The sequence below is a fragment of the Rhizobiaceae bacterium genome, assembly GCA_023953845.1.
Taxonomy (GTDB): Bacteria; Pseudomonadota; Alphaproteobacteria; order Rhizobiales; family Rhizobiaceae; genus Arvimicrobium.
The window spans coordinates 1-21,106 of sequence record JAMLJC010000003.1 but is presented as its reverse complement, the minus strand read 5'-3'; the positions used below and the strand labels follow the sequence as shown (position 1 = coordinate 21,106).

23 protein-coding genes and 1 tRNA gene are annotated in these 21,106 nt (G+C 61.7%); 8 read left to right on the top strand and 16 right to left on the bottom strand.

Going from position 1 to position 21,106, the window contains the following annotated elements; genetic code table 11:
- Position 1: 1 nt before the first annotated feature.
- The 5 genes from M9955_26410 to M9955_26390 all read right to left on the bottom strand — a co-directional run bounded on the left by M9955_26410 (position 2) and on the right by M9955_26390 (position 4,099).
- On the bottom strand, positions 2 to 385 hold the full coding sequence (locus M9955_26410; protein ID MCO5085181.1) for an Ig domain-containing protein: 384 nt from the start codon (positions 383 to 385) through the stop codon (positions 2 to 4).
- A complete protein-coding gene (locus M9955_26405; GenBank protein MCO5085180.1) occupies positions 385 to 1,638 on the bottom strand; it encodes a plasmid recombination protein in 1,254 nt (417 codons plus the stop codon). The genes M9955_26410 and M9955_26405 overlap by 1 nt, the downstream gene beginning before the upstream one ends.
- 9 nt (positions 1,639 to 1,647) lie before the next feature.
- Entirely contained in the window at positions 1,648 to 1,902 is a 255-nt protein-coding gene (locus tag M9955_26400) for a hypothetical protein (GenBank protein MCO5085179.1), read from the bottom strand.
- 332 nt (positions 1,903 to 2,234) lie between these two features.
- On the bottom strand, positions 2,235 to 3,719 hold the full coding sequence (locus M9955_26395; protein ID MCO5085178.1) for a hypothetical protein: 1,485 nt from the start codon (positions 3,717 to 3,719) through the stop codon (positions 2,235 to 2,237).
- A gap of 122 nt (positions 3,720 to 3,841) precedes the next feature.
- Positions 3,842 to 4,099 carry a hypothetical protein gene (locus tag M9955_26390; protein MCO5085177.1) on the bottom strand — a complete coding sequence of 86 codons (258 nt, stop codon included), beginning with the start codon at positions 4,097 to 4,099 and terminating at the stop codon, positions 3,842 to 3,844.
- A 587-nt stretch (positions 4,100 to 4,686) separates the two neighbouring features.
- Here M9955_26390 and M9955_26385 point away from each other — a divergent pair.
- On the top strand, positions 4,687 to 4,932 hold the full coding sequence (locus tag M9955_26385) for a hypothetical protein (protein ID MCO5085176.1): 246 nt from the start codon (positions 4,687 to 4,689) through the stop codon (positions 4,930 to 4,932).
- Positions 4,933 to 4,986: 54 nt separating this feature from the next.
- Positions 4,987 to 5,367 carry a hypothetical protein gene (locus M9955_26380; protein MCO5085175.1) on the top strand — a complete coding sequence of 127 codons (381 nt, stop codon included), beginning with the start codon at positions 4,987 to 4,989 and terminating at the stop codon, positions 5,365 to 5,367.
- On the opposite strand, the gene M9955_26375 is transcribed toward M9955_26380, so the two are convergent.
- Together M9955_26375 and M9955_26370 are read right to left on the bottom strand one after the other, a co-directional pair.
- On the bottom strand, positions 5,355 to 7,055 hold the full coding sequence (locus M9955_26375) for a hypothetical protein (protein ID MCO5085174.1): 1,701 nt from the start codon (positions 7,053 to 7,055) through the stop codon (positions 5,355 to 5,357). The genes M9955_26380 and M9955_26375 overlap by 13 nt on opposite strands.
- A 109-nt stretch (positions 7,056 to 7,164) precedes the next feature.
- Positions 7,165 to 7,240 (bottom strand) — tRNA-Ile (locus M9955_26370).
- 154 nt (positions 7,241 to 7,394) lie between these two features.
- Here M9955_26370 and M9955_26365 point away from each other — a divergent pair.
- Complete coding sequence (locus tag M9955_26365) at positions 7,395 to 8,150, top strand: SIMPL domain-containing protein (protein ID MCO5085173.1); 756 nt, start codon at positions 7,395 to 7,397, stop codon at positions 8,148 to 8,150.
- A gap of 421 nt (positions 8,151 to 8,571) precedes the next feature.
- Here the strand turns inward: M9955_26365 and M9955_26360 are convergent, their stop codons facing one another.
- The 6 genes from M9955_26360 to M9955_26335 all read right to left on the bottom strand — a co-directional run bounded on the left by M9955_26360 (position 8,572) and on the right by M9955_26335 (position 11,802).
- The gene (locus tag M9955_26360) at positions 8,572 to 8,955 is read right to left on the bottom strand and encodes a hypothetical protein (protein ID MCO5085172.1); all 384 of its coding nucleotides are present in this window, start codon (positions 8,953 to 8,955) and stop codon (positions 8,572 to 8,574) included.
- Positions 8,956 to 9,066: 111 nt separating this feature from the next.
- Positions 9,067 to 9,417, bottom strand: coding sequence for a nuclear transport factor 2 family protein (locus M9955_26355; protein MCO5085171.1), 351 nt, complete (start codon positions 9,415 to 9,417; stop codon positions 9,067 to 9,069).
- 140 nt (positions 9,418 to 9,557) lie between these two features.
- A complete protein-coding gene (locus tag M9955_26350; protein MCO5085170.1) occupies positions 9,558 to 9,980 on the bottom strand; it encodes a secondary thiamine-phosphate synthase enzyme YjbQ in 423 nt (140 codons plus the stop codon).
- Positions 9,981 to 10,169: 189 nt separating this feature from the next.
- Entirely contained in the window at positions 10,170 to 10,523 is a 354-nt protein-coding gene (locus M9955_26345) for a DUF1428 family protein (GenBank protein ID MCO5085169.1), read from the bottom strand.
- A gap of 105 nt (positions 10,524 to 10,628) precedes the next feature.
- Positions 10,629 to 11,090, bottom strand: coding sequence for a GrpB family protein (locus M9955_26340; protein MCO5085168.1), 462 nt, complete (start codon positions 11,088 to 11,090; stop codon positions 10,629 to 10,631).
- A 139-nt stretch (positions 11,091 to 11,229) separates the two neighbouring features.
- Entirely contained in the window at positions 11,230 to 11,802 is a 573-nt protein-coding gene (locus tag M9955_26335; protein ID MCO5085167.1) for a transglycosylase SLT domain-containing protein, read from the bottom strand.
- Positions 11,803 to 12,104: 302 nt separating this feature from the next.
- Between M9955_26335 and M9955_26330 the strand changes: the two genes are divergently transcribed.
- On the top strand, positions 12,105 to 13,211 hold the full coding sequence (locus tag M9955_26330; protein ID MCO5085166.1) for an ABC transporter substrate-binding protein: 1,107 nt from the start codon (positions 12,105 to 12,107) through the stop codon (positions 13,209 to 13,211).
- A gap of 295 nt (positions 13,212 to 13,506) precedes the next feature.
- On the opposite strand, the gene M9955_26325 is transcribed toward M9955_26330, so the two are convergent.
- Entirely contained in the window at positions 13,507 to 14,388 is an 882-nt protein-coding gene (locus tag M9955_26325; GenBank protein ID MCO5085165.1) for a branched-chain amino acid aminotransferase, read from the bottom strand.
- Between the two features lie 184 nt (positions 14,389 to 14,572).
- On the opposite strand from M9955_26325, the gene M9955_26320 reads away from it, so the two are divergent.
- The 3 genes from M9955_26320 (at position 14,573) to tam (ending at position 17,398) form a co-directional block, all read left to right on the top strand.
- Complete coding sequence (locus M9955_26320; GenBank protein ID MCO5085164.1) at positions 14,573 to 15,613, top strand: zinc-dependent alcohol dehydrogenase family protein; 1,041 nt, start codon at positions 14,573 to 14,575, stop codon at positions 15,611 to 15,613.
- 349 nt (positions 15,614 to 15,962) lie between these two features.
- Positions 15,963 to 16,613 (top strand): haloacid dehalogenase type II, encoded by a 651-nt coding sequence (locus tag M9955_26315; protein MCO5085163.1) that lies wholly within the window; start codon positions 15,963 to 15,965, stop codon positions 16,611 to 16,613.
- Positions 16,614 to 16,624: 11 nt separating this feature from the next.
- Positions 16,625 to 17,398, top strand: a complete 774-nt coding sequence (tam, locus tag M9955_26310) for a trans-aconitate 2-methyltransferase (GenBank protein MCO5085162.1) — start codon at positions 16,625 to 16,627, stop codon at positions 17,396 to 17,398.
- Here the strand turns inward: tam and M9955_26305 are convergent, their stop codons facing one another.
- The gene (locus M9955_26305) at positions 17,399 to 19,045 is read right to left on the bottom strand and encodes an alpha/beta-hydrolase family protein (protein MCO5085161.1); all 1,647 of its coding nucleotides are present in this window, start codon (positions 19,043 to 19,045) and stop codon (positions 17,399 to 17,401) included.
- A 175-nt stretch (positions 19,046 to 19,220) separates the two neighbouring features.
- Between M9955_26305 and M9955_26300 the strand changes: the two genes are divergently transcribed.
- Positions 19,221 to 19,604 (top strand): DUF1801 domain-containing protein, encoded by a 384-nt coding sequence (locus tag M9955_26300; protein MCO5085160.1) that lies wholly within the window; start codon positions 19,221 to 19,223, stop codon positions 19,602 to 19,604.
- 284 nt (positions 19,605 to 19,888) lie between these two features.
- On the opposite strand, the gene rpoD is transcribed toward M9955_26300, so the two are convergent.
- Positions 19,889 to 21,106: RNA polymerase sigma factor RpoD (rpoD, locus tag M9955_26295; GenBank protein ID MCO5085159.1), on the bottom strand; the 1,218-nt coding region annotated here is incomplete at its 5' end.

The following is a 21,106-nucleotide window of genomic DNA, read 5'->3' as shown; positions in this document are numbered from 1 at the left end:
ATCAGGAGATGGTGATCGAGATCACCATCTCCGAATAGAAGCCGTCCCGTTGCGCGCGTATGGTGACGTTGTAGTTTCCTGCGACCGCCGCAAGACCGGTAATCTTGCCGGTAATTGGATCGAGCGTCAGGCCGGGCGGCAGTGGATTTCCCGAAGCGAACACGTATCCGCTGACATCGCCAATCGGCATAGCGTAGACGACCGTCCCGGCGGCAACCTGGATGGGCTCGTAACGAATTCCGAAAACAGATTGCTCCGGTTCCAGCGGGGGTGCAGGATCAGAAACAGGGGTCAGTGTGCCGCTCGTCGGAGATCGCCAGACGATTTCGCCAGCGGTCGCGCTGGATGCGATCAGAATCACGGCGACAAATATCACTTTGCGCATTACGTTTTTTCCTTTTTCTGAAAATTGGGTTTCAGTACCAGTTTTGGCCCTGGTGACAGGTCCGGCGAGGCCGGATCGGAGGCCGGAGAAAGAATCGACCGCAGCCGGTCGCGCTCGATTCCAGCGCGCATCGCCGCGTCTTGCGCATCACGCGCTTTCCGCTCTGCGTCGAAGCGCTGGCGCTCAGCCTCAAGTTGCTTTCGCTCGGCAGTCTGCGCGATATCCCGCCAGCGGTCGATTTCGCCCTTCAACTCAGAGCGGATTCTTTCTGCTAGTTTTGATTTCCGCAGGCCATCCCAAACCGCCCGGAAGCGACCGGCCCATCCATTGTACCTGGCGACATATGCCATCGCCGCCTGCGCCCGCTCTTGCTCCTGGCGTGCGCGATCTTGCGCGGCCAGCGCAGCGGCGGTTATTTTGCGAGCCACCTCCTGTTGGCGGGCAGCGTCGGCGGCAACCGTGGCGGCGTCAGCCTTCGTTTTGGCGATAAAGGTTTCGCCGTTGGCTTTGACGATCTTCGCCTTTTCAATTGTCTTCTTCAGTGCCTGGGCTTGTACTTGTTCCCTCTGCCATTCGTCCCTCGACAGGCGACGACGTTGCGGGCCAAGGCGCGTAAGGCCGGAAGGTACGGCAACTGCTTCGTGGTAGGAATCCTGCCATGCGCGCATTGTTGCCGTGTATGCCGCATTGGCACGCTTCATGAGTGCCTTTTGATCCTCGCCATCGATTGGGCCAGCATCCATCACGGAACGCTTTGCGGTCGCGCCGGGATGGTGCTTCTGCGCTTTCAACTCGGGATCGGAGATTGCCACGACATATGCGTGGATATGGTAATGGGACTCGTCTTCGTGGCGGATCACGGATTGCAGATCATCACCATACTGGTGTCGCAACCATTCGACTGTCCGCTTCTCCCACGCCTCCGCCTCCCGGCGCTTGTCGGGATCGGCGCGGATTTCGTTCATGGTGTAAGGATGGCTGGCGACGACCGTGTGAAGTGTTTTTTGATCGGATCGGAGTTTACGGGTCTTTCCGCCTTTAACAGCGACCGTAGCCGAGGCCGCAGCAGAATCGTGCAATTCCTGTACTTCTTCAATTTTGAGGCCATGCACAATGATAGGTGGAGCAGGACTCGCAACATGAACCGAAGCTTCGGGGCGACGGGATGCCTCGCCAAAGATGAAATTCGTGTCCCGACCCTTCGCGTCCGCCTTGCGAGCATAGCCCTCTAGATGCACGAACTGATAGCCCATGGCAGGGCCTCAGCCTAAACGTGGATAAATGAAATCAATGCCGAATGTGAACCAAAAGACACGCTGGACGTGAAACAAGAATTCGTCGTCCGTCATATCACCGACGCCGTTCTGCGCAGTGATATCCTGGTTCATGGAAGCATACCGTTTCGAGTGCTCCCAGATGACGGCATACCAAGAGCCGGGCAGTCGAATTGCTCTAAGAAGTCCCGACGAATCCCCCAATTCGCCTTTAATTTTAATCAGTCGCTGGTACTCATACATCGCCCCCTCCTCAAATAGGAATTTCCTCCTGATAAGTGTGGTCATGAAAACCATGGGCGCAAAGCGCTTTTGGGCACCGGAATGAAAGATATAGTGACCGACTGGCACTATCTTCGATAGTATCGGCCCCTTCAGGGGAACCATTCCATGGAGGCCACTTCGTGGAGACCCTCTCGGGAACCCCCTTCGAGGCTCGGGCCGTGCGACCCATTGCCAGCCCATGGCTGACAAGCCGAAACGCTGGAAAATCAGCGTTCGTCACGAAGTGATGCGGTGTATGGTGTTTACCTTCCACGGGGTCCGGGGGGCTTTGTCCCCCGGTCATGGGAAAATCATAATTTTCCTTGTCTTTGGCGCGCTTGGCGTGCCTCAGCCATGGCCTTGGAAATCTGCCCCGCCGACACGTTGAAATGGGCTGCTAGGTCGTCACGGCGCATGCCCTGCGTTGCTTGCAGATATAGCGCCATACCGCCCATCTCCAACCTTGCCGCCTGCTGTCCGGTCCGATCCTTCACGCCCCTCTCACGCCGCGACTTTTCCATGCGCTCAACGGAGAGTTCCCGTTTCCGGTCTTGGTCGACCAACACCCGTAAACATGCCGCGCGCTGTTCCGCCGGATCGATCCCCAGCCATTCGACAATGGTGTTGGCCTTTACCTGATAACGGCAATCGACCTCACGACCGTTGAACGTAATCGTCTGTCCTGCCGCTGCCTGCCGCGCTCGCTTGATAACGGCGGACATGCGGGATTTCGTTTCACTGTCGCGCCATCCCGCCGCCTCGTTCGCGAGCGATATGATTTCTCGACCAAGCACTTCCGCTGGAGAAATCCATGAGATGGCCACGCCCGCCATGAACAACCATACGTCACGCTGGCCTTCCGGCAGAGTGCCCTCTGGATAACGATGCGCCCGAAGTCGTTGAAGATCGGTGAGAACCGTTTCCCAATAGGTCGCCGCCGACAGATGTACCGCCGGGCCTGTCTTATCCTTGCCTTCCGCCTTACGCTTAGCCCGCTCAGCGCGGAGGGAAATTAATTCAGCGTGGGTGACGGGTAAGACTTCATCTGCAAGCGTCCCAAAATCGTGACGTGTCGGTGTTTCAGGCGAACCGTGACACCAAACCATGCCGACTTTGCACCGATCTCGGTCTGCACTGGAATTTTCGCTTCCTACAAGCCGAAATACCCGTGCAGCGTCCAATGCCCGCTTGTCCGCTCCGAATGGCTCTAAAACCAATCCTAGGCGCTTCTGGACGGCATTCCACCGAGGTAGGGCAGTACGAGGCAGCAATTCCGACAACCAAACACAAACAAGACCTCGGCCCGTCGATAAAATGTAGGACGGATGCGGGATCATCGCCTCCTCTAGATGACCGACAACGGCACCAGCAACATCTCTGGGAGCTTTGGCGCGCCACCGGGCGACATTGTGGTAATCAAGGTCTGCATAACATGCACCAATCGCCGTCAACTGTGAGATGGAGCGCCATTTCCAGAAAGCCGCCTGCGACACGTACAAATCTGTTCGGTTGTCTTGCTGGAGGACCCGTTCGGCTTCCATGATCGCGCCGCCGCCTACCGGAACGGTCCACTCTTTCCACGGCTTTTCCTGCCCGCGCACCCGCTGCGCGAAGCTGACGACGCCATTGCGGAGTCCGCCACGTGAATTGTTCGGATGGAGATTTTCTATGTGCTGGCGCGCACCGAACGCACCGTAATCGAAACCCTGAGGCTCCGAAATAATGTCAACATTTCTTTTGGAAAAATGGGAGGACTGAAGGTTCTGGGCTGGGCTATTTGCCAGCCCCCCGGTCACTCAGCCGTCAACGGCGGCTTTACAATGTCGAAAAGACTGTTCATCATTATCTAACATTCCTGCAAAAACCGACCGAGGGCCGCTAACCCTATGACGTCGGTTTTTTTATGCTCAGAGCAAAATCAGTCGGCGTCAACCGTCAAAGCGGACCGCAGAGAAAGCCGCTGATTTTGCAATTCAAGCAAAGTTTCAGAAATCTCGATTGCTCGACCTTCCTCCAGGTCGATGCGTATACGTTGGGCGGCTATGTCTTGCGCCGAATGCGGTAATTCGGAAATTCCTAAGCAACGGACGTTGTTTTCCAGAGCCTGGATGTATGCGGATCGCAATGCGCGAACGACACGATGTTGCACCGTGCATGCTTTTATTGCAGCGGTCATTTCGGTGTCCATTTGGCGCAGAAGACTAAGACGGTCGAAACATTGAGGCTGTGACATAACGATTTCCAAATTGTCGATGTAAAAGCGTCACCGCAACCCTCGCCCTTGTCAACGATTTTCTCGGGTAAGGATAATCTCATCATTCTGTAATTGTTGACATTTTCTCACATGACGGCGAGACGCTGGAATTCCGGCAGGGGTAGCCTCGCTCTTTTCCATGTCGATATTCTCTTGCCCTTCGGATCGAGCCGCTTGTCTCGATCCGATCCGCGTGGCGGACCAGAGAGAAAATAGACATGGAACCTTTTCGTTCGGTGACAGCCATCGCGGCGACTGGTTCGGCCTGCGGCCACGGTCAGGCCATTTTGACCTGACCTGAACAAGTCTATGTCGCCGCGCTGGCCGTCAACCCCTGCCTGCCGCCGATATTACGACAAACGTTCTCTTCCAAAAATCAGTAAAATCCAAACATTCCGATTAACGGACACTACCCCAAAACCGGCATCAAATTTACCTGCAGGATTCTCAGGAATCCCGTTTTCTGCTATGTTTTTCTCAATAAATTCAATCAGAAAGCGGAGATTTCAATGCGCCATAAAACCACGAAAATCAAAGGGCTGACGGTTAATATCGAGGTTGTCGAGGTTTGCGAGACGGACCAAAACGGCGGCATCCTCTGCTACGTCGCGGCGATCTACATTCAAGCACACGGAAGCGCAGACAAGAGGCTCGTCCGCAAATCCCGGCTGCCCGGAGCGGCGGCGGCATTGAAGGCCGAAATCAAGCGGGATGGGCTACGGGCGGTTGACCGTATGGCAACGCCTTTACAGTGACGACGCCTAGAATCACAATCATTCATAATCAAAGGTCGACGTACGAGGATCAACATGGAAACTTTAATCGAAGGGGATAAAATAGAACAATACAATAAAGCATTGCCTGAGATTATCGCGTATCTTGCGGCAAAGAAGTCGGAACTAATATCTGTCGAAGCGGCTTTGAAGCCATATATCGACGAATATTACGCATTCTTGCGGACGTGCCCATGGTACACAATGACCGCTGGCGCTTATGAAGAAAGCGACTATGAGTTCAATCGAAGGATGGAGCTTGAGCAAAACTCGATGTGGCGTGCACTCTCCGCCAAAAAACGTGGGCTAGAGAACCGCATCGCTGGTTACAGCGATCTCCTAGCCTTCGTTCGCAATTCAATCGAAGCGGAATCCCACAGTGAAAAGCGGGGCAATGCCCCCGGCTATTCCGCCTGACGCCGCCAGTCCATGAACGGTGAGAAATCTACGCCACGTGGGGCCGGGATAGACATTATCTTTTGGACCTCTTCGGGCTCCAGTGCTTTGAACCCGTATTTTGCCCCTACGGAAGATGCCGCGTGACCACATTGCTTGTCCGCAAGGCTATCGCCAACATTGATGCGGAACCATGACTTTGCGTTATGCCTCAAGGAATGAAACACCTGCCGCTGTGTCTCGTGAATACCGAGGGCCACCATCCAATTCCCCATCTGTTTCTGGGCAGCGTCAGCAGGGTCATTAGCCCCATGATAATGAGGGAAAACAAACCCACCCCGGCCACGCTGATTCTTTGCGAAATCAATGAAACCGCAATCACGAAGCAATGGATGGATTGCAACAATGCGGACAGACGTCTTCGTCTTCAGGGGCCTGTCGACCGGCTTCCCATCAATGATCAGTGGAAGCCGTAAGTCAAAAACCTCGTTCCCTTCAATAGTTACCATGTCAGATGATTGCAAATAGACGATTTCAGAAAGCCGCATCCCTGTCAGAAAACCAACAAGAGGCAACCAAGCTTTATGCGGCTTCCGCATCATCTTGGGAGTGACGCTATCTGCCAGCCATGTATTCAGAGACGTCGGAGGCAGGCCCTCCCGATCAATGGCAGGTGTTGCGGCAGCAGGCATTGTCACCTTGAATGATCGGATGTCACGAATTCCTGAGACACCGGCCGTCGCTTTTTCCCAGATAAGTTTGATTTGGGCCACATGTTCTTTGACCGTCGTTTGAGACAGGCTTTTAATCCGCTGTCCGTCAGGCAATTTGTCATTCTTTGCGCCGATCTGCTTAAGGCTCAGCCCGGCGAAAATGGGGTACTTCGTACGATTTGTGGGAAGCTTTGCCATGGCCGTCGCAAAGTCTTGCAAATGGATAGGCAAATAGTAGCTGAGAGGATGATCGCCAACCACGTTCAGGAATGCCGCGAACGTGTTTTCAAGCCGCTCCTCATAGCGCACCTTATCCTTGTTTCCCTTGTCCAGCGCATCTTTTCGAGAATCGAGGATGACACGACCTGCTACGCTAAGTTTGGTGGAAGCAGTTACAGTTCTTTCATCCCGATGTTCGAGAGGCTGAGGTTGAGATTGAGGTTGAGGTTGAGGTTGAGGCTGCTGGATAGGTTGATTTTGGGGCGATTGAACCTGTGCACCCAAAGAACCGAGGGTGCGGACGACAGACTGAAATGTGTCGCGCTCCGCCTCCCATGCCACGGAATCTTTTGAAAGCGCGTCCGAAATCGTCTGAAGTCTTTGTTTGAAATCTTGCAGAGAAGCTCTTTGTGCTGACAGTTCCTTCGCTTGACGGCGGTATATTTGGGCGGCCTCATGGTCGCCTTCAGATTCGAATTCTTTGGCTTGTTGAAGTCGGCTGGTGACCCTCAAACCAAGCGGAAAATGGCGTCGGCGCAGTTCCTCAAGCTCCGCATTCAAAGCTTTGAGGCTATGAGAAAGGGTTTCTCTCGTCATGGTCGGATCGTCCATCATTCTCATGGCCGCACCCGACAAAATTATTGCTCTTTTCCGTGCCGCAGCAGCAGGAAGTGGCCCCAAATTCACGCGGATGGGTGATTTCCCAAGTTGAGATTCGACGCTAGCGGGAATTCTTTGCTGATACGTGAATCCACTTTCGCGTTTCCATAAATACACTTCAAGCCTCTCAATCTGGCTCGAAATGTGTACGTAGCGGTGTATTTCGCCGTGTACGGTGGAAAAATGCCTTGAAAATTCTCGTTTAAAATCAAGGCCTTATGGCGATTGGTGGGCCCGGAGGGACTCGAACCCCCAACCAAGCGGTTATGAGCCGCCGGCTCTGACCATTGAGCTACAGGCCCGTCCCGGCTGATGGCCGGGGGCGTCGGTCAATGGCGGCCGACGCGTAGAGACCGTCTAGACGAATTCGGCGGACCTCACAAGCGTCGCCGTATTCTCTACACAATCACGGGCGAAGAACGGCGCAAGGGACGCAACCATCAGGAGATTTTCTTTATGTTCTACGGAACCCTGGGCCGCCGCACGGGCGCCAGCCTTGTCGCGCTTTCGCTTGCTCTTGCCGCTGCGATGCCGATGGCCGCGCGGGCTGAGGACAGCGCCAAGCCGCGCGAGGCGACCATCGTCGTCACCGGCGAAGGCCGCGCGGAGATGGCGCCCGACATGGCCCTGATCGACCTCGGCGTCGTCAAGGACGCCAAGACGGCCCGCGAGGCGCTCGATGCCAACAACAAGGCGATGGCCGACATCCTTGCCGCACTGAAGGAAGCCGGCATCGAAGATCGCGACCTGCAGACCTCCGGCTTCATGATCAACCCGCAATACCAGTATCCGCAGAGCTCGACCGGCGAGAACCCGCCGCCGGTGCTGATCGGCTTCCAGGTCACCAACACGGTGACGCTGCGCGTGCGCGATCTCTCCAAGCTCGGCGAGATCCTCGACAAGGCCGTGACGCTCGGCGCCAACCAGGGCAACGGCATCCGCTTCGTCAACGACAAGCCGGATGCCGCCGTCAGCGCGGCGCGCAAGAAGGCCGTCGAGAACGCCATGGCCAAGGCGAAGGAACTGACGGATGCCGCCGGCGTCGGCCTCGGCCGCGTGCTGGAAATCTCCGAAACCACCTATCGGGCCGAACCCATGCCGATGATGCGCGCCATAGCCAAGGACTATGCCGAAGGCGGTGCCGTGCCGCTCGCCACCGGCGAGAACAGCTATTCCGTCACCGTCAACGTGACCTTCGCGCTCGGCAGCTGAACCGCGCGGAACGACGCTTTCTCGAAAGGGCCGGGCAACCGGCCCTTTTTCGTCCTAGCTGATTGCCCGTGAAACGGGTGCGGACGATCCGCAGGGAAAGGCCTCGCCCCCGTATCCTGCAGCAGGAAGCGCGCGGGTACCCTTACCCTGCAAGCCCTCTTCGCGGCGGCGCCTTCACCGTGAACAGCATGCTTCCATCCCGCCCAAGGGCAATCGCCATCGCACGGTATCGCCACCCGCCGGAAGAGTAGGCAGGCCGCACGCCCTTCGTTCCACGGCCTGCGGTCCTACGGTCCTGCCGGGAATGGTGAGGCGCAAAACGCAAAAACCCTCCCGGCGAAACCGGGAGGGCGGCCGCTCGCCGGCCGGGGGTAACCTTGCGGGCGGCGTTCAGGGAAAGGCCGGCAACCGATCTTTCCGCTCAGCGCCAGAGCACCGGGCAATAGCGGTCGTTGGCAAAGACGATGCGACCGTAGCCCTGGTAGCGGAAGCCCTCGACGACGACCTTGCGCGGCGTGACATCGGCGATGCGGGCGCGGCGCAGGCCGAGATCGTGCGCCTTCACCATGGCCAGGCGAGGATCACAGCGTCCGCGGCCGCCCCAGTTTCCATGGCGGCGATCGTTCCGGCGGTCCCAGCGATCGCGGCGCCCGTCATGGTCGCGGATCTCGAAGAAGCCGTTGCGATAGCCGACCTGCTCGATCGACAGCTCGGTATTGGCGGCGGAGGCGGCCGGCATCGTAGCCGTCAGCGCGCCGAGGCCGAGAACGGCGGCAAGAAGGGATTTTTTCAGAAAGCGGGTCATCGGGGGATCTCCTGTTCACACCGGCCGGGCCGTTTCGTCCGGCGATTGAGGAGACCTTAGGGGCGCGAGGCTGAACGGAGGCCGAAGCCGTCGTTCAGCCTCCGTTCAACTTCATGAACCGGTGAAGAAGGCGATGCGGGTGATGGCCCCGTCCTCGAGCTCGAGCAGCAGGATCTTCTCCTTCGAATAGGCATCGCCCGCCGCCGACCTGCCGCGCGCCGTCAGGCGGATCGCGACATTGTTGCCGAGCGCATCGCTCATCACCAGCGCGTCGCCATAGCTTTCGTCGAAGGACTCGAAATGCCGGGCGAGACGATCGCGCAGCGCGGCGCGGCCATTGTCCATGCCCTCGCCGATGCCGGAGATCGAGACATCCTCGTGGACCTTGCCGGCAAGGGCGGCGAAGTCGCGGGCGTTCAAGGCCTCGATGACGGCATGGTTGATGCTTTCGGTATTCGCCATGAACATCTCCTTCGAAATCCGCCGCGCGGGCGCCCGCCGGGCGTTCGCCGGCGACAGGCGAGAACAGGACCCGGAACGCAATCGCGACACGCTCCGGGATGGATCGCCGCAGGAACGTTCCATCGTGCCGGCCGGTTCCGTCAAGGGCCGAGATGCAGGACGATTTCGCGCCGGTGCGGCCGGTCGCGGTGCTCGAAGAGATAGAGGCCCTGCCAGGTGCCGAGCGCGAGGCGGCCGCCGACGACCGGAATGCCGATCGAGACGGCTGTCAGCGCCGCCTTGATATGGGCCGGCATGTCGTCCGGCCCCTCCAGCGTGTGCACGATCCAGCGCATGGCGGGATCGTCCGAGGGCGGCACGAGCCGGCGGAAGAACTGGTCGAGATCGCGCCGGACATCCGGATCGGCATTTTCCTGGATGAGCAGCGAGCAGGAGGTGTGGCGGACGAAGACCGTCAGCACCCCCTGCTCCATGCCCGCGCCCCGCACGAAGGCGGCGGCCTCGCCGGTGAATTCGTAGAGCCCCTGCCCGCGGGTCGGGACCGTCACGATCGTCTGCGCCATGGCGCGTCAGCCGCCGATGGCCCAGAACAGGGTGCCGACGACCACGATGAAGGCGAGGATGACGCCCATGAAGCGCGCCAGGCCCATATTCGTGTCCGTCGTGGATCCGACGATCGCGTAGTAGAGGTTCGTCATGGCGTGTCCTTTCTTCCGGTTCCGGATTAAGGGTTTAGCCTGCTTCCCCCCGGCTCACAACTCGACGACCGCCTCGAAGCCGCCGTAGATCATGCGCTTGCCGTCGAAGACATCCTTCCATTTGTCGCCCTTCAGGCGCTCGTCCGCCATCACCTTGGCAAGGATCTCGTCGCGCTTCGCGCGCGATTCATAGGTGACCCAGGAAAAGATCACCACCTCGTCGTCCTTCGCCAGAACGGCGCGGGGAAACGAGGTGAGCTCGCCATAGGGCACGTCGTCACCGATGCATTCGACATAATCGATCGCGCCGAGCTCCTTCCAGACATCGCCCGCCGTGCGTGCCATGTCCTTGTACCGCTCCAGATTGGCCTTCGACACGGCCAGCAGGAATCCATCGACATAGGTCATGATCGTCTCCTTCTTGGGTTTGGACATGTCAAGGACGTGTGTCGGAAGGCCGATCCGACAAGGGCGCGTAATTTTATGCGATGACGGGCGGGCAGAAGCCTGAACCTACCAGCGCGGCGGAGGAGCGTTGCGGATCACCGCCTCTATGAAATCCCGCTTTGCAGCGGTGTAGGCATCTCCCTCCAGAAAGAACCGTCTGGAAAGTTGCTGCTTCAACGCGCCGTAGGCCTCACGAAGCGCCCCGTCTTGACGCAGCCTGTCACGAAACACCAAGCGCTTGCGATGCGTTTCATTTCCCGGTGGGCACAGATAGACACGGCAGGCAGGCTCCCGTTTTGCCAGAAAGGCCCACATATCGTCGTCATAGCGGTTTCCCCGCGCGCCGTAGCCCGCCTGCACAATGCGCTGGCAGGCAGGCTCGATCAGTTCCCGGCCGCAAAGCGTCACATCGATATCGATGATTGGCTTGGCGGCAAGCCCCGGCACGGCAGTGCTTCCGACATGGTCGATTGCATTGACGGCATCGCCGAGCAGTGCCCGAAGAGACTTTGCAATCTCCGCGAACAAATCCGGCCATGCCGCGTCATAACCGACGACGATGACGGGAGTGGGCAAAGCCGATCTCCTTGTCCCGATGGAAGCTGCGCGCGGAAACACCAGCGTGCACGGCCGAAACGCGGAACATCGTAGCGGCAATCCGTCCTGCCTACCACGCTCCGCAATTCTTCAACTGTCGCGAATAGCTGACCGCCATGTTCGACGCGCGCTTCGCGCCGGCCTTGGCCGTGCCGCTCCAGTTGCCGCGCGAATAGCCGGCATGGCCGTGGTAATAGGCGATGTAGAGGCGGTAGGTGTCGTTGAGGGCGATGCCGTTCCTGCGGTTGCTCTCGGCGTGATACCAGGCGATGAAGCGGATCGCGTCGGAGAAATCCGTGCGGTTGGCGGCCCAGCGGCCGGTCACGCGCTTGTATTGCGCCCAGGTGCCGTCGAGCGCCTGCGAGAAGCCGAGCGCGCTCGATTGCCGCTTCCAGGGGATGAAGCCGAAGAGCTTCGTGCGCGGCGGGCGCGCATTGTGCCGGAAGCCGGACTCCGTGTAGATCGTCGCCATGAGCACGGGAACGGGCACGCCATATTCCCGCTCGGCGCGGTAGGCGGCGCGCCGCCAGTTGTCGAACAGGCCGTCACGTTGCTCGAAGATGGCGCAGGCATTCTGCGTCTGCCGCGGAACAGACGCGCATCCGGCAAGCAACAGGAGGACGACGATCAAAACGCAACGCATCGCAGTTCCTCAGAATTTCCCGGATATTTATAAATCGTAAATCTTAACAATCCGTTTTGATTCAAATGCCGCATACTGCCTTCCATTCACGCGGGTGATCCGCCCATCAAATATGCAAATGCATTATTTTGTTGCGCTTTTTCCCCTTCCGGCCTAATCAATCTGCAGCACGCCGGCCTTTCGTGAACGATTGTTCCGGACCGTGAAAGAACCCGCTCCGCATCGGAATCCGGCAAGCGCCGTCCGGACGCGTGAGCATCTGCGACCGGGCCGCCCGATGGCCCCAGTTGAGGAGACCCCCCATGAAGAAGCAGATTTTTGCCGGCGCCCTGCTCGCCGCATCCGTCGCCTTTGCCCCGCTCGCCCATGCGGACATCGTCATCGGCCTCGTCGCCCCGCTGACCGGCCCGGTCGCCGCCTATGGCGACCAGGTGAAGAACGGCGCGGAAGCGGCCGTCGCCGAGATCAACAAGAACGGCGGCATTCTCGGCGAACAGGTCGTCCTGAAGCTGGCCGACGATGCGGGCGAGCCCAAGCAGGGCGTTTCGGCCGCCAACCAGATCGTTGGCGAAGGCATCCGCTTCGTCGTCGGCCCGGTGACCTCGGGCGTCGCCATCCCGGCCTCCGACGTCTTTGCTGAAAACGGCGTGCTGATGGTCACCCCGACGGCGACCGCGCCGGACCTGACGGCCCGCAGCCTCGAGAACGTGCTGCGCACCTGCGGGCGCGACGACCAGCAGGCCGAGGTTGCCGCCGCCTATGTGCTGGCGAGCCTGAAGGACAAGAAGGTCGCCGTGATCCATGACAAGGGCGCCTACGGCAAGGGTCTGGCGGACGCCTTCAAGGCCGCGCTCAACAAGGGCGGCGTCACCGAGGCGCTCTACGACTCGGTCACCCCGGGCGACAAGGATTTCAGCGCGCTTATCACCCGCCTCAAGGCCGATGGCGTCGAGGTCATCTATTTCGGCGGCTACCATCCGGAAGGCGGCCTGCTCGCCCGCCAGCTGAAGGATCTCGCGGTCAACGCCACGATCATCGGCGGCGAAGGCCTGTCGAACAGCGAATACTGGGCGATCGGCAACGAAGCGGCTGCCGGCACGCTCTTCACCAATGCCTCCGACGCGCTGAAGAGCCCCGATTCGCAGGCCGCCGTCGCCGTGCTCAACGAAAAGGGCATCCCGCCGGAAGCCTTCACGCTCAATGCCTATGCCGCCGTCGAGGTTCTCAAGGCCGGCATCGAGAAGGCCGGCAGCGCAGAGGATTCGGCCGCCGTCGCGGCAGCGCTGAAGTCCGGCGAAGCCATCCCGACCGCCATCGGCAAGCTGACCTATGGCGAGAACGGCGACCTCACCTCGCAGAGCTTCTCGCTTTTCAAGTGGGAAGACGGCAAGATCGTCGCCGCCGAATAAAGCGAAAGATGCCAGGAACGGAAAACGCCCCACATGCCGCGTGGATCCTCGGGTCAGGCCCGAGGATGACGGCAGTGGGTGGGGCTGGGTTTACCGGCGAATCTGACGCCGGGGCGAGAGCCCCGGCGTTTTTGTTTGGCGACGTCCGCCTCGCCTCTCCTCCGTCATGGTCGGGCTTGACCCGACCATCCATGCAACAAACGCTGCGCTTGCCGCTGGTTGACGGCAGTGGGTGGGGTGGGGTTCACTGGCAAACCTGGCGCCGGGGCGAAAACCCCGGCGTTCTTGTTTGCCCTCACGCATCGCCGTCGGAATGGGCCCAGTCGAAATAGAGGTCGCGCGCCTTGGCGGTGATCGGGCCGGGCTGGAGGTCGCGGTCGTCGAGACGCGTCACCGGAACCACCTTGGAATAGTTGCCCGAGGTGAAGATCTCGTCCGCGCTCTCGAAATCGGCGACCATCAGCGTCGTCTCGACCACCTCGAAACCGGCTTCTTTCAGCAGGCCGATGACGCGCATGCGCGTGATGCCGGCAAGGAAGGTGCGGTTGGCGGCGGGCGTGAAGACGACGCCGTCCTTGACCATGAAGATGTTGGACGAGGCGGTTTCGGCGACATTGCCCAGCATGTCGCGCACCAGCGCATTGTCGAAGCCGCGCTTGCGGGCCTCCACCAGCATGCGGGCATTGTTCGGATAGAGGCAGCCGGCCTTGGCATCCGTCGGCATGCATTCCACCGTCGGGCGGCGGAAGGGCGAGAGGGTCAGCGAGGATGCGGCCTTCGGGTCGCCCATCGGCGCCTCGAAGAGGCAGAGCGCGAAGCGGGTCGATTCCGCGTCCGGCGCCACCACGCTGAACGCGCCGTGCTCGGCCCAGTACATCGGCTTGACATAGATCGCCGTCTTGCCGTCGAACTTCTTGACGCCTTCCCAGGACAGCGCCTCGATCTCCTCGGCCTTCACCACCGCCTTGAGGCCGAGCGCCTCGGCGGAGCGGTTGACGCGCTGGCAATGCAGGTCGAGGTCGGGCGCGATGCCGTCGAACCAGCGTGCGCCGTCGAAGACGGTCGAGCCGAGCCACATGGCGTGCGAGGTGGGGCCGATGAGCGGCGGGTTGCCTGAAACCCATTCGCCGTCCACGAAGGTCCAGGTCGTCGAGCGTGGTGAGGTATCGACTGGCATTTTGTAAACTCCTTTTCGCCCATCAAGGCCCGGCGGGCCGGACCGGTCAAGTCACAAATGCCTTCCGACAGCCGGTCGCGCTTGTCCATTCAAGATGTTGAATGGGTGCATCAGGCCTTATCATGGGTGGCGCCGTTGAGGGCATTCGGGGCGCATGCGATACAAAGGCGGAAGGGAGATCACCATGCGCGCGATGTATTACGAAGCCTTCGAGGCGACACCCGAGATCCGCACCCTGCCCGACCCGACGCCGACGCCCGGCGGCGTGGTGATCAAGGTGGAGGCGACGGGGCTCTGCCGCTCCGACTGGCACGGCTGGATGGGCCATGACCCGGATATAAGCCTGCCGCATGTGCCGGGCCATGAGCTTGCCGGAAAGGTGGTGGCCGTCGGCAGGAATGTGCGCCGTTTCCGCGAGGGCGAGCGGGTGACGGTGCCCTTCGTCTCCGGCTGCGGCCATTGCGGCGAATGCCGCTCGGGCAACCAACAGGTTTGCGAAGAGCAGTTCCAGCCCGGCTTCACCCATTGGGGCTCCTTCGCCGAACTCGTCGCCATCGATTTTGCCGACCACAATCTCGTGCACCTGCCGGACGCGATCGACTATGCGACGGCCGCCAGCCTCGGCTGCCGCTTCGCCACCTCCTTCCGCGCCGTCGTCGACCAGGCGCGCGTGACGGGCGGCGAATGGGTGGCCGTGCACGGCTGCGGCGGGGTGGGCCTCTCCGCGATCATGATCGCCGCCGCGCTCGGCGCCAATCCCATCGCCATCGACATTTCCGCGGAGAAACTGGACTTCGCCAAGAAGATGGGCGCCGTCGCCACCATCAATGCGCGCGAGGTCGCCGACGTCGCGGAGGTCGTGCGCGAGATCACCGGCGGCGGGGCGCATGCCTCGGTCGACGCCCTCGGCTCGCCCGTCACCTGCTTCAACTCGATCCGCAACCTGCGCCGGCGCGGGCGGCACGTGCAGGTCGGCCTGATGCTCGCCGACCATGCGACGCCCCAGATTCCCATGGCCCAGGTCATCGGCCACGAACTGGAAATCTACGGCAGCCACGGCATGCAGGCCTGGCGCTACGACGCCATGCTGGCAATGATCGAAAGCGGCAAGCTCACCCCGCAACGGCTGATCGGCCGGCATATCAGCCTGGAGGAAGCCGTGCCCGCCCTGACGGCGATGGACAAGGCAACCGACCTCGGCATCAGCGTCATCACGCGGTTCTGAAAGGGGCATCCTTCATCCCGCTGCCACGCCCTTCTCTGCCTGCGGCAAGGCCGTCGCATATGGAGTGCGACGTTGCCCCATCCCCTTCTCCCCCGCGGGGAGAAGGGGATGGGGGACGGTTTCCTTCCCTGTACGATGGCCCTGCTGCGGACAGAGAGAAGAAAGGGAGGCGAAGTTCCTCCCAACCAATACGCGTTCGGGAAGGGGAAAAGCGCGCCACCATTTCCTTCTTCCCGTTTACGGGGAGAAGGTCGCGGCAGCGGGATGAGGGGCGGGCGCCAAATAATTTGACATTCCCACGTCGATGGCGACCAATCGCCGTCGACAATGCCAGAAGGAATCGCCGCCCATGTCCCATGCCGCCTATGTCTTCGACGCCTATGGCACGCTGTTCGACGTGCACGCGGCAGTGCGCCGCCATGCGGGGGATGTCGGGCCGAACTACCAGATCTTTTCCGAGATCTGGCGGGCCAAGCAGCTCGAATATTCCTGGACGCGGGCACTGATGGGCGCCTATGCCGATTTCTGGCAGCTCACCGAGCAGGCGCTCGACTATACGTTCAAGCGCATCGGCGGCGTCGATCCGACGCTGCGCCAGAAGCTGCTCGACGCCTACTGGAAGCTCGACTGCTATCCGGAAGTGCCGGCCGTGCTGAAGGCGCTGAAGCAGCGCGGCGCGCATATCGCCATCCTCTCCAACGGCTCGCCCGCCATGCTGGCCTCGGCGGTGAAGAACGCCGCGCTCGACACCGTCATCGACGACATCTTCTCGGTCGATGCGCTGAAGACCTACAAGACCGCCCCCGCCGTCTACGATCTCGTGACGACGAACTACCGGCTCTATCCGAATGCCGTCTCCTTCCAGTCCTCCAACCGCTGGGACATTGCCGGCGCGACGAAATTCGGCTTCCGCACCGTCTGGATCAACCGCAGCGACATGCCGGACGAGTATTTCGACCTCGGTCCCGCGCTGATCCTGCCGTCGCTCGAAAGCCTCTGAACGGAGCCGCCATGGCCTGGTCCGCCGCGCAATACCTGAAATTCGAGGACGAGCGCACCCGCCCTGCCCGCGACCTGCTGGCACAGGTGCCGGCCGACCTTGTCGCCGGAACCGTCTACGACCTCGGCTGCGGGCCGGGAAACTCGACAGAGCTGCTGGTGGAGCGCTTTCCCGGCCGGGGCGTGCGCGGCGTGGACAATGCCGGCGACATGCTGAAGGCCGCGCGCCGGCGCCTGCCCGGCGTCGATTTCGTCGAATGTGACCTTCTGAAATGGCGCCCGCACGAGCCGGCTGCCCTGCTCTTCGCCAATGCCGCCTTCCAGTGGCTGCCCGATCCGGTGGCGCTGATGGCGCGGCTGGTGGAGGGCTTGCGGCCCGGCGGCGTGCTGGCCGTGCAGATGCCGGACAACCGCAACGAACCCTCCCATCTCCTGATGGAGGAAAGCGCTCTTGCCGGCCCCTGGCGGGGCGCTCTTGCCGAGGGCACGCCACGGCGCGGTCCGATGCCTGATCCGGCCGCCTGTTTCGACGCGCTCGGCCCGAAGGCCGCCCGCGTCGATGTCTGGCACACCGTCTACAACCATCCCATGGCGGATGCGGCCGCCATCGTCGACTGGGTGAAGGCGACGGGCCTGCGTCCCTATCTCGACCGCCTGCCGGCCGGAGAGCACGACGCCTTCCTCGCGGACTACGAGAACCGGATCGCGAATGCCTACCCGCCGATGGCCGACGGGCGCCGGCTGCTGCGCTTCCCGCGGCTCTTCATCGTCGCCGTCAAGGGCTGATCATCGCCCCGCGCGGAACCTCTCCTTGAGTCTCGCGATGTCCGCCGCACTCCAGTCCGTCACGTCCGTCACGGCGATCCACGGATCGACATAATGCTCGCCGGCATAGACATGGCCGAGCCCCATCGGCGTCGTGGTCGCCATGGCCATGTCGAGCGTCAATTGCAGGAAGGTGACGACCGGATACCATTCGAAATCCGGCGAGACATCCGGCCCGCGCGGCACGGCCATCCAGGCCGGCTGCCGGTAGAAGGCATAGGGATCGTAGAAGGTGATCGGGTCGCTGGCATACTGCAGGTAGACGATGCGCATCGGCCCCCAATGGTCGCCCACCGCAGGCAGCACGTTCTTCTGGCTGGTGAAGCGCACATAGGAACCGTCACGGAAGCGCGGCAGCCAGGCGGGCGTGCCGGGATTGCGGTCCGCCGTCATCTTGCGCCAGATGCGGCTCGGAAACGGCGGGCCGGCCCACAGCGCCCCCTGGTAGGGATCGCCGATCACCTCGAAGAGTTCGGCCGACTGTTCCGACGACAGCGCGCCGAGGCTGAGGCCGTAGAGATAGAGCTTTGGTCTCTTGTCCTTCGGCAGGCTCGTCCAGTGGCCGTAGACCGCGCGGAAGAGCGCCCGCGCGGCCTCGGCGCCGTAATCCGGCTCGGCGAGCAGCGAAAGCCAGCTGGCGAGATAGGAATACTGGATGGCGACGCTGGCGATGTCGCCATGGTGCAGGTACTCGACCGTGTCGATGCCCTCCGGATCGATCCAGCCGGTGCCGGTCGGCATGACGATGACGAGCGTCGCGCGCTCGAAGCCGCCGACACGGATCAGCTCGTCGAGCGCGACCTTTGCCCGCGCCTCCGGCGTCTCGGCGGCGTTGAGGCCGGCATAGACGCGCAGAGGCTCCATCGCCGGCCTGCCCGTGAAGGCGGCGATGTCCTCTCCCGTCGGTCCGCTCGCCACGAAGGAGCGGCCCATGCGGCCAAGCTCGTCCCAGCGCACCAGCGAGGCGGTGCTGCCGGATTTTCTGAGATCGGAAGGTTCGGCCGTGTCCGGCTCGATCACCTGGTCGAGCCGGCGGAAGGAGGAATCGGCCGTGTGCAGCACGAAGCGCACCAGAATGCCGTCGGCCAGCGTCCAGAATAGCGTCGCGGCCAGCGCCGTGCCGATGACGGAGGAGAGCCGCCGCGGCGCCGCCCGGCGCGAGGTCCTCGCGAACAGCCGGGCGAGAAAGGCGAAGAGCCGCCCGAGGCCGAAGAGCACGAGAAAGACGGCGAGCGCGATGAGCCCGACATAGAAGGGATGCGCCGTCTCGATCGGCGGCAGGTGCATCAGCGTGCGGATGGAGTTCTGCCACTCCGCCGTGCGCCAGAGGAAGACCAGCGCCACGACGCCGCAAAGGCCCCCCGCGCCCGCGGCAAGCCAGAGACGGACCCGGTCCTTCGGCTCCGGCAGCTCGAGCCAGAACCACAGCGCGGCAAGCGCCACGCCGAGCCCGTAGCCGCAGGCCATGGCGACGCCCGAAAGCACGCCCTGCGTGACATAGGTGCGCGGCAGGAGGCTCGGCGTCAGCGAGGCGGCAAAACACAGCGTACCCAGGATCAGCCCGGTGGCGGAGAAGGAGAGGACGAAGCGCCAGAGCCGATCCCGCATGACTACCCTTCCGTCGTTCCATTCACCTTGCACGGGCAAGCCTTGCACGGCGGCGGGAGCGAGGCAATCCGCACGCCGGCTCGTGTTCGGCAAAAGCCCCCGCATCCACAGGCCAAGACCGTCGCCCTTGCCGGCCGTTCGCGGTAAGCTCCGGCGGTTTCGGGAGGAGAGCAGAATGCGCAAGGAAAAACCGGCGGACAGCCCGGATGCCTATGTCGTGGCCCTCGACGGCTGGCGACGCGAGACCGTCGAGAGGCTGCGCGCCGCCGTCCTTGCCGCAGGAGCGCTGGAGGAGCGCATCAAGTGGGGTCACATCGTGTGCTTTTCCAACGGCCCGGTGCTGTTGATCCGCGCCGAGGCGGCCCGCGTGCTCTTCGGCTTCTGGCGCGGCAAGCGGCTGCGCGAGATCGAGCCGCGGCTGAAACCCGGCGGCAAATACGAGCTGGCGACGATGGTCTACGTCGAGGGAGATCCTGTGGATGCGGCGGTCGCCGAACGGCTTGCGAGCGAGGCGGTGCACTTGAACGCCGAGATCGGTGATCCGACGAGGAGTTCCTAGAACAGTTCCAGCCGAAGCGAAATCGCTTCAGCGTCGGATAATGGTTCTAGATGAGTTGTGGGCCGCCCCTCTTCTCCGAGCTGTCTTGTAGCACTGCCATCTCTCCTCCGTCATCCTCGGGCTTGACCCGAGGATCCATGCTACGAACTCAAGCTATGCCGCGGGACGTGGGGATCCTCGGGTCAAGCCCGAGGATGACGGAGGAGAGGTGTGTGCCCTGATTCCATAAACAAAAAAGCCCCGCGACCTCTCGGTCACAGGGCTCGTTTCATCTCACCGTCGCCTCAGCTGTCGAGGAACGAGCGCAGCTTGCGCGAGCGGCTCGGGTGCTTCAGCTTGCGCAGCGCCTTCGCCTCGATCTGGCGGATACGTTCGCGCGTCACCGAGAACTGCTGGCCGACCTCTTCGAGCGTATGGTCGGTGTTCATGCCGATGCCGAAGCGCATGCGCAGCACGCGTTCCTCGCGCGGCGTCAGCGAGGCCAGCACGCGGGTCGTCGTCTCGCGCAGGTTCGCCTGGATGGCGGCGTCGATCGGCAGCAGCGCGTTCTTGTCCTCGATGAAATCGCCGAGGTGGCTGTCTTCCTCGTCGCCCACGGGCGTTTCGAGCGAGATCGGCTCCTTGGCGATCTTCAGCACCTTGCGCACCTTTTCAAGCGGCATGGCGAGCTTTTCGGCAAGCTCTTCCGGCGTCGGCTCGCGGCCGATCTCGTGCAGCATCTGGCGCGAGGTGCGCACGATCTTGTTGATCGTCTCGATCATGTGCACCGGAATGCGGATCGTGCGGGCCTGGTCGGCGATCGAGCGGGTGATCGCCTGGCGGATCCACCACGTCGCGTAGGTCGAGAACTTGTAGCCGCGGCGATACTCGAACTTGTCCACCGCCTTCATCAGGCCGATATTGCCTTCCTGGATGAGATCCAGGAACTGCAGGCCGCGGTTCGTGTACTTCTTGGCGATCGAGATCACGAGACGGAGGTTGGCTTCCACCATCTCCTTCTTGGCGATGCGCGCCTCGCGCTCGCCCTTCTGCACCATGTGCACGATGCGGCGGAATTCCGAGATGGAGATGCCGGTCTCGGTGGCGAGATTCTGGATCTCCTGGCGGATGTCGCGGATCGTCGTGTTCTCGCTCTTGGCGAATTCCTTCCAGCCGCGGGCCGCAAGGTTGGCGATCGACTTCATCCAGTTCGGGTCGAGCTCCGCGCCGTTATACTGTTCGAGGAACGAGTCGCGCTTGACGCCGTAGCTCTCGGCAAGGCGCAAGAGGCGGCCCTCGTTCTGCACGAGGCGCTTGTTGATGTCGTAGAGCTGCTCGACGAGGCTGTCGACGCGGTTCTGGTTGAGCGACAGCGACTTGACGGCGGTGATCAGCTCGTCCTTGAGTTCCTTGTAGCGGCGCTCCTGGGCGGGCGAGAGCGTGCCGGTCGCCTGCAGGCGGGCTTCCACCTGCTGGTCCTGCAGCTTGCGCAGCTTCTTGTAGGTCTCGGCGATCGTGTCGAG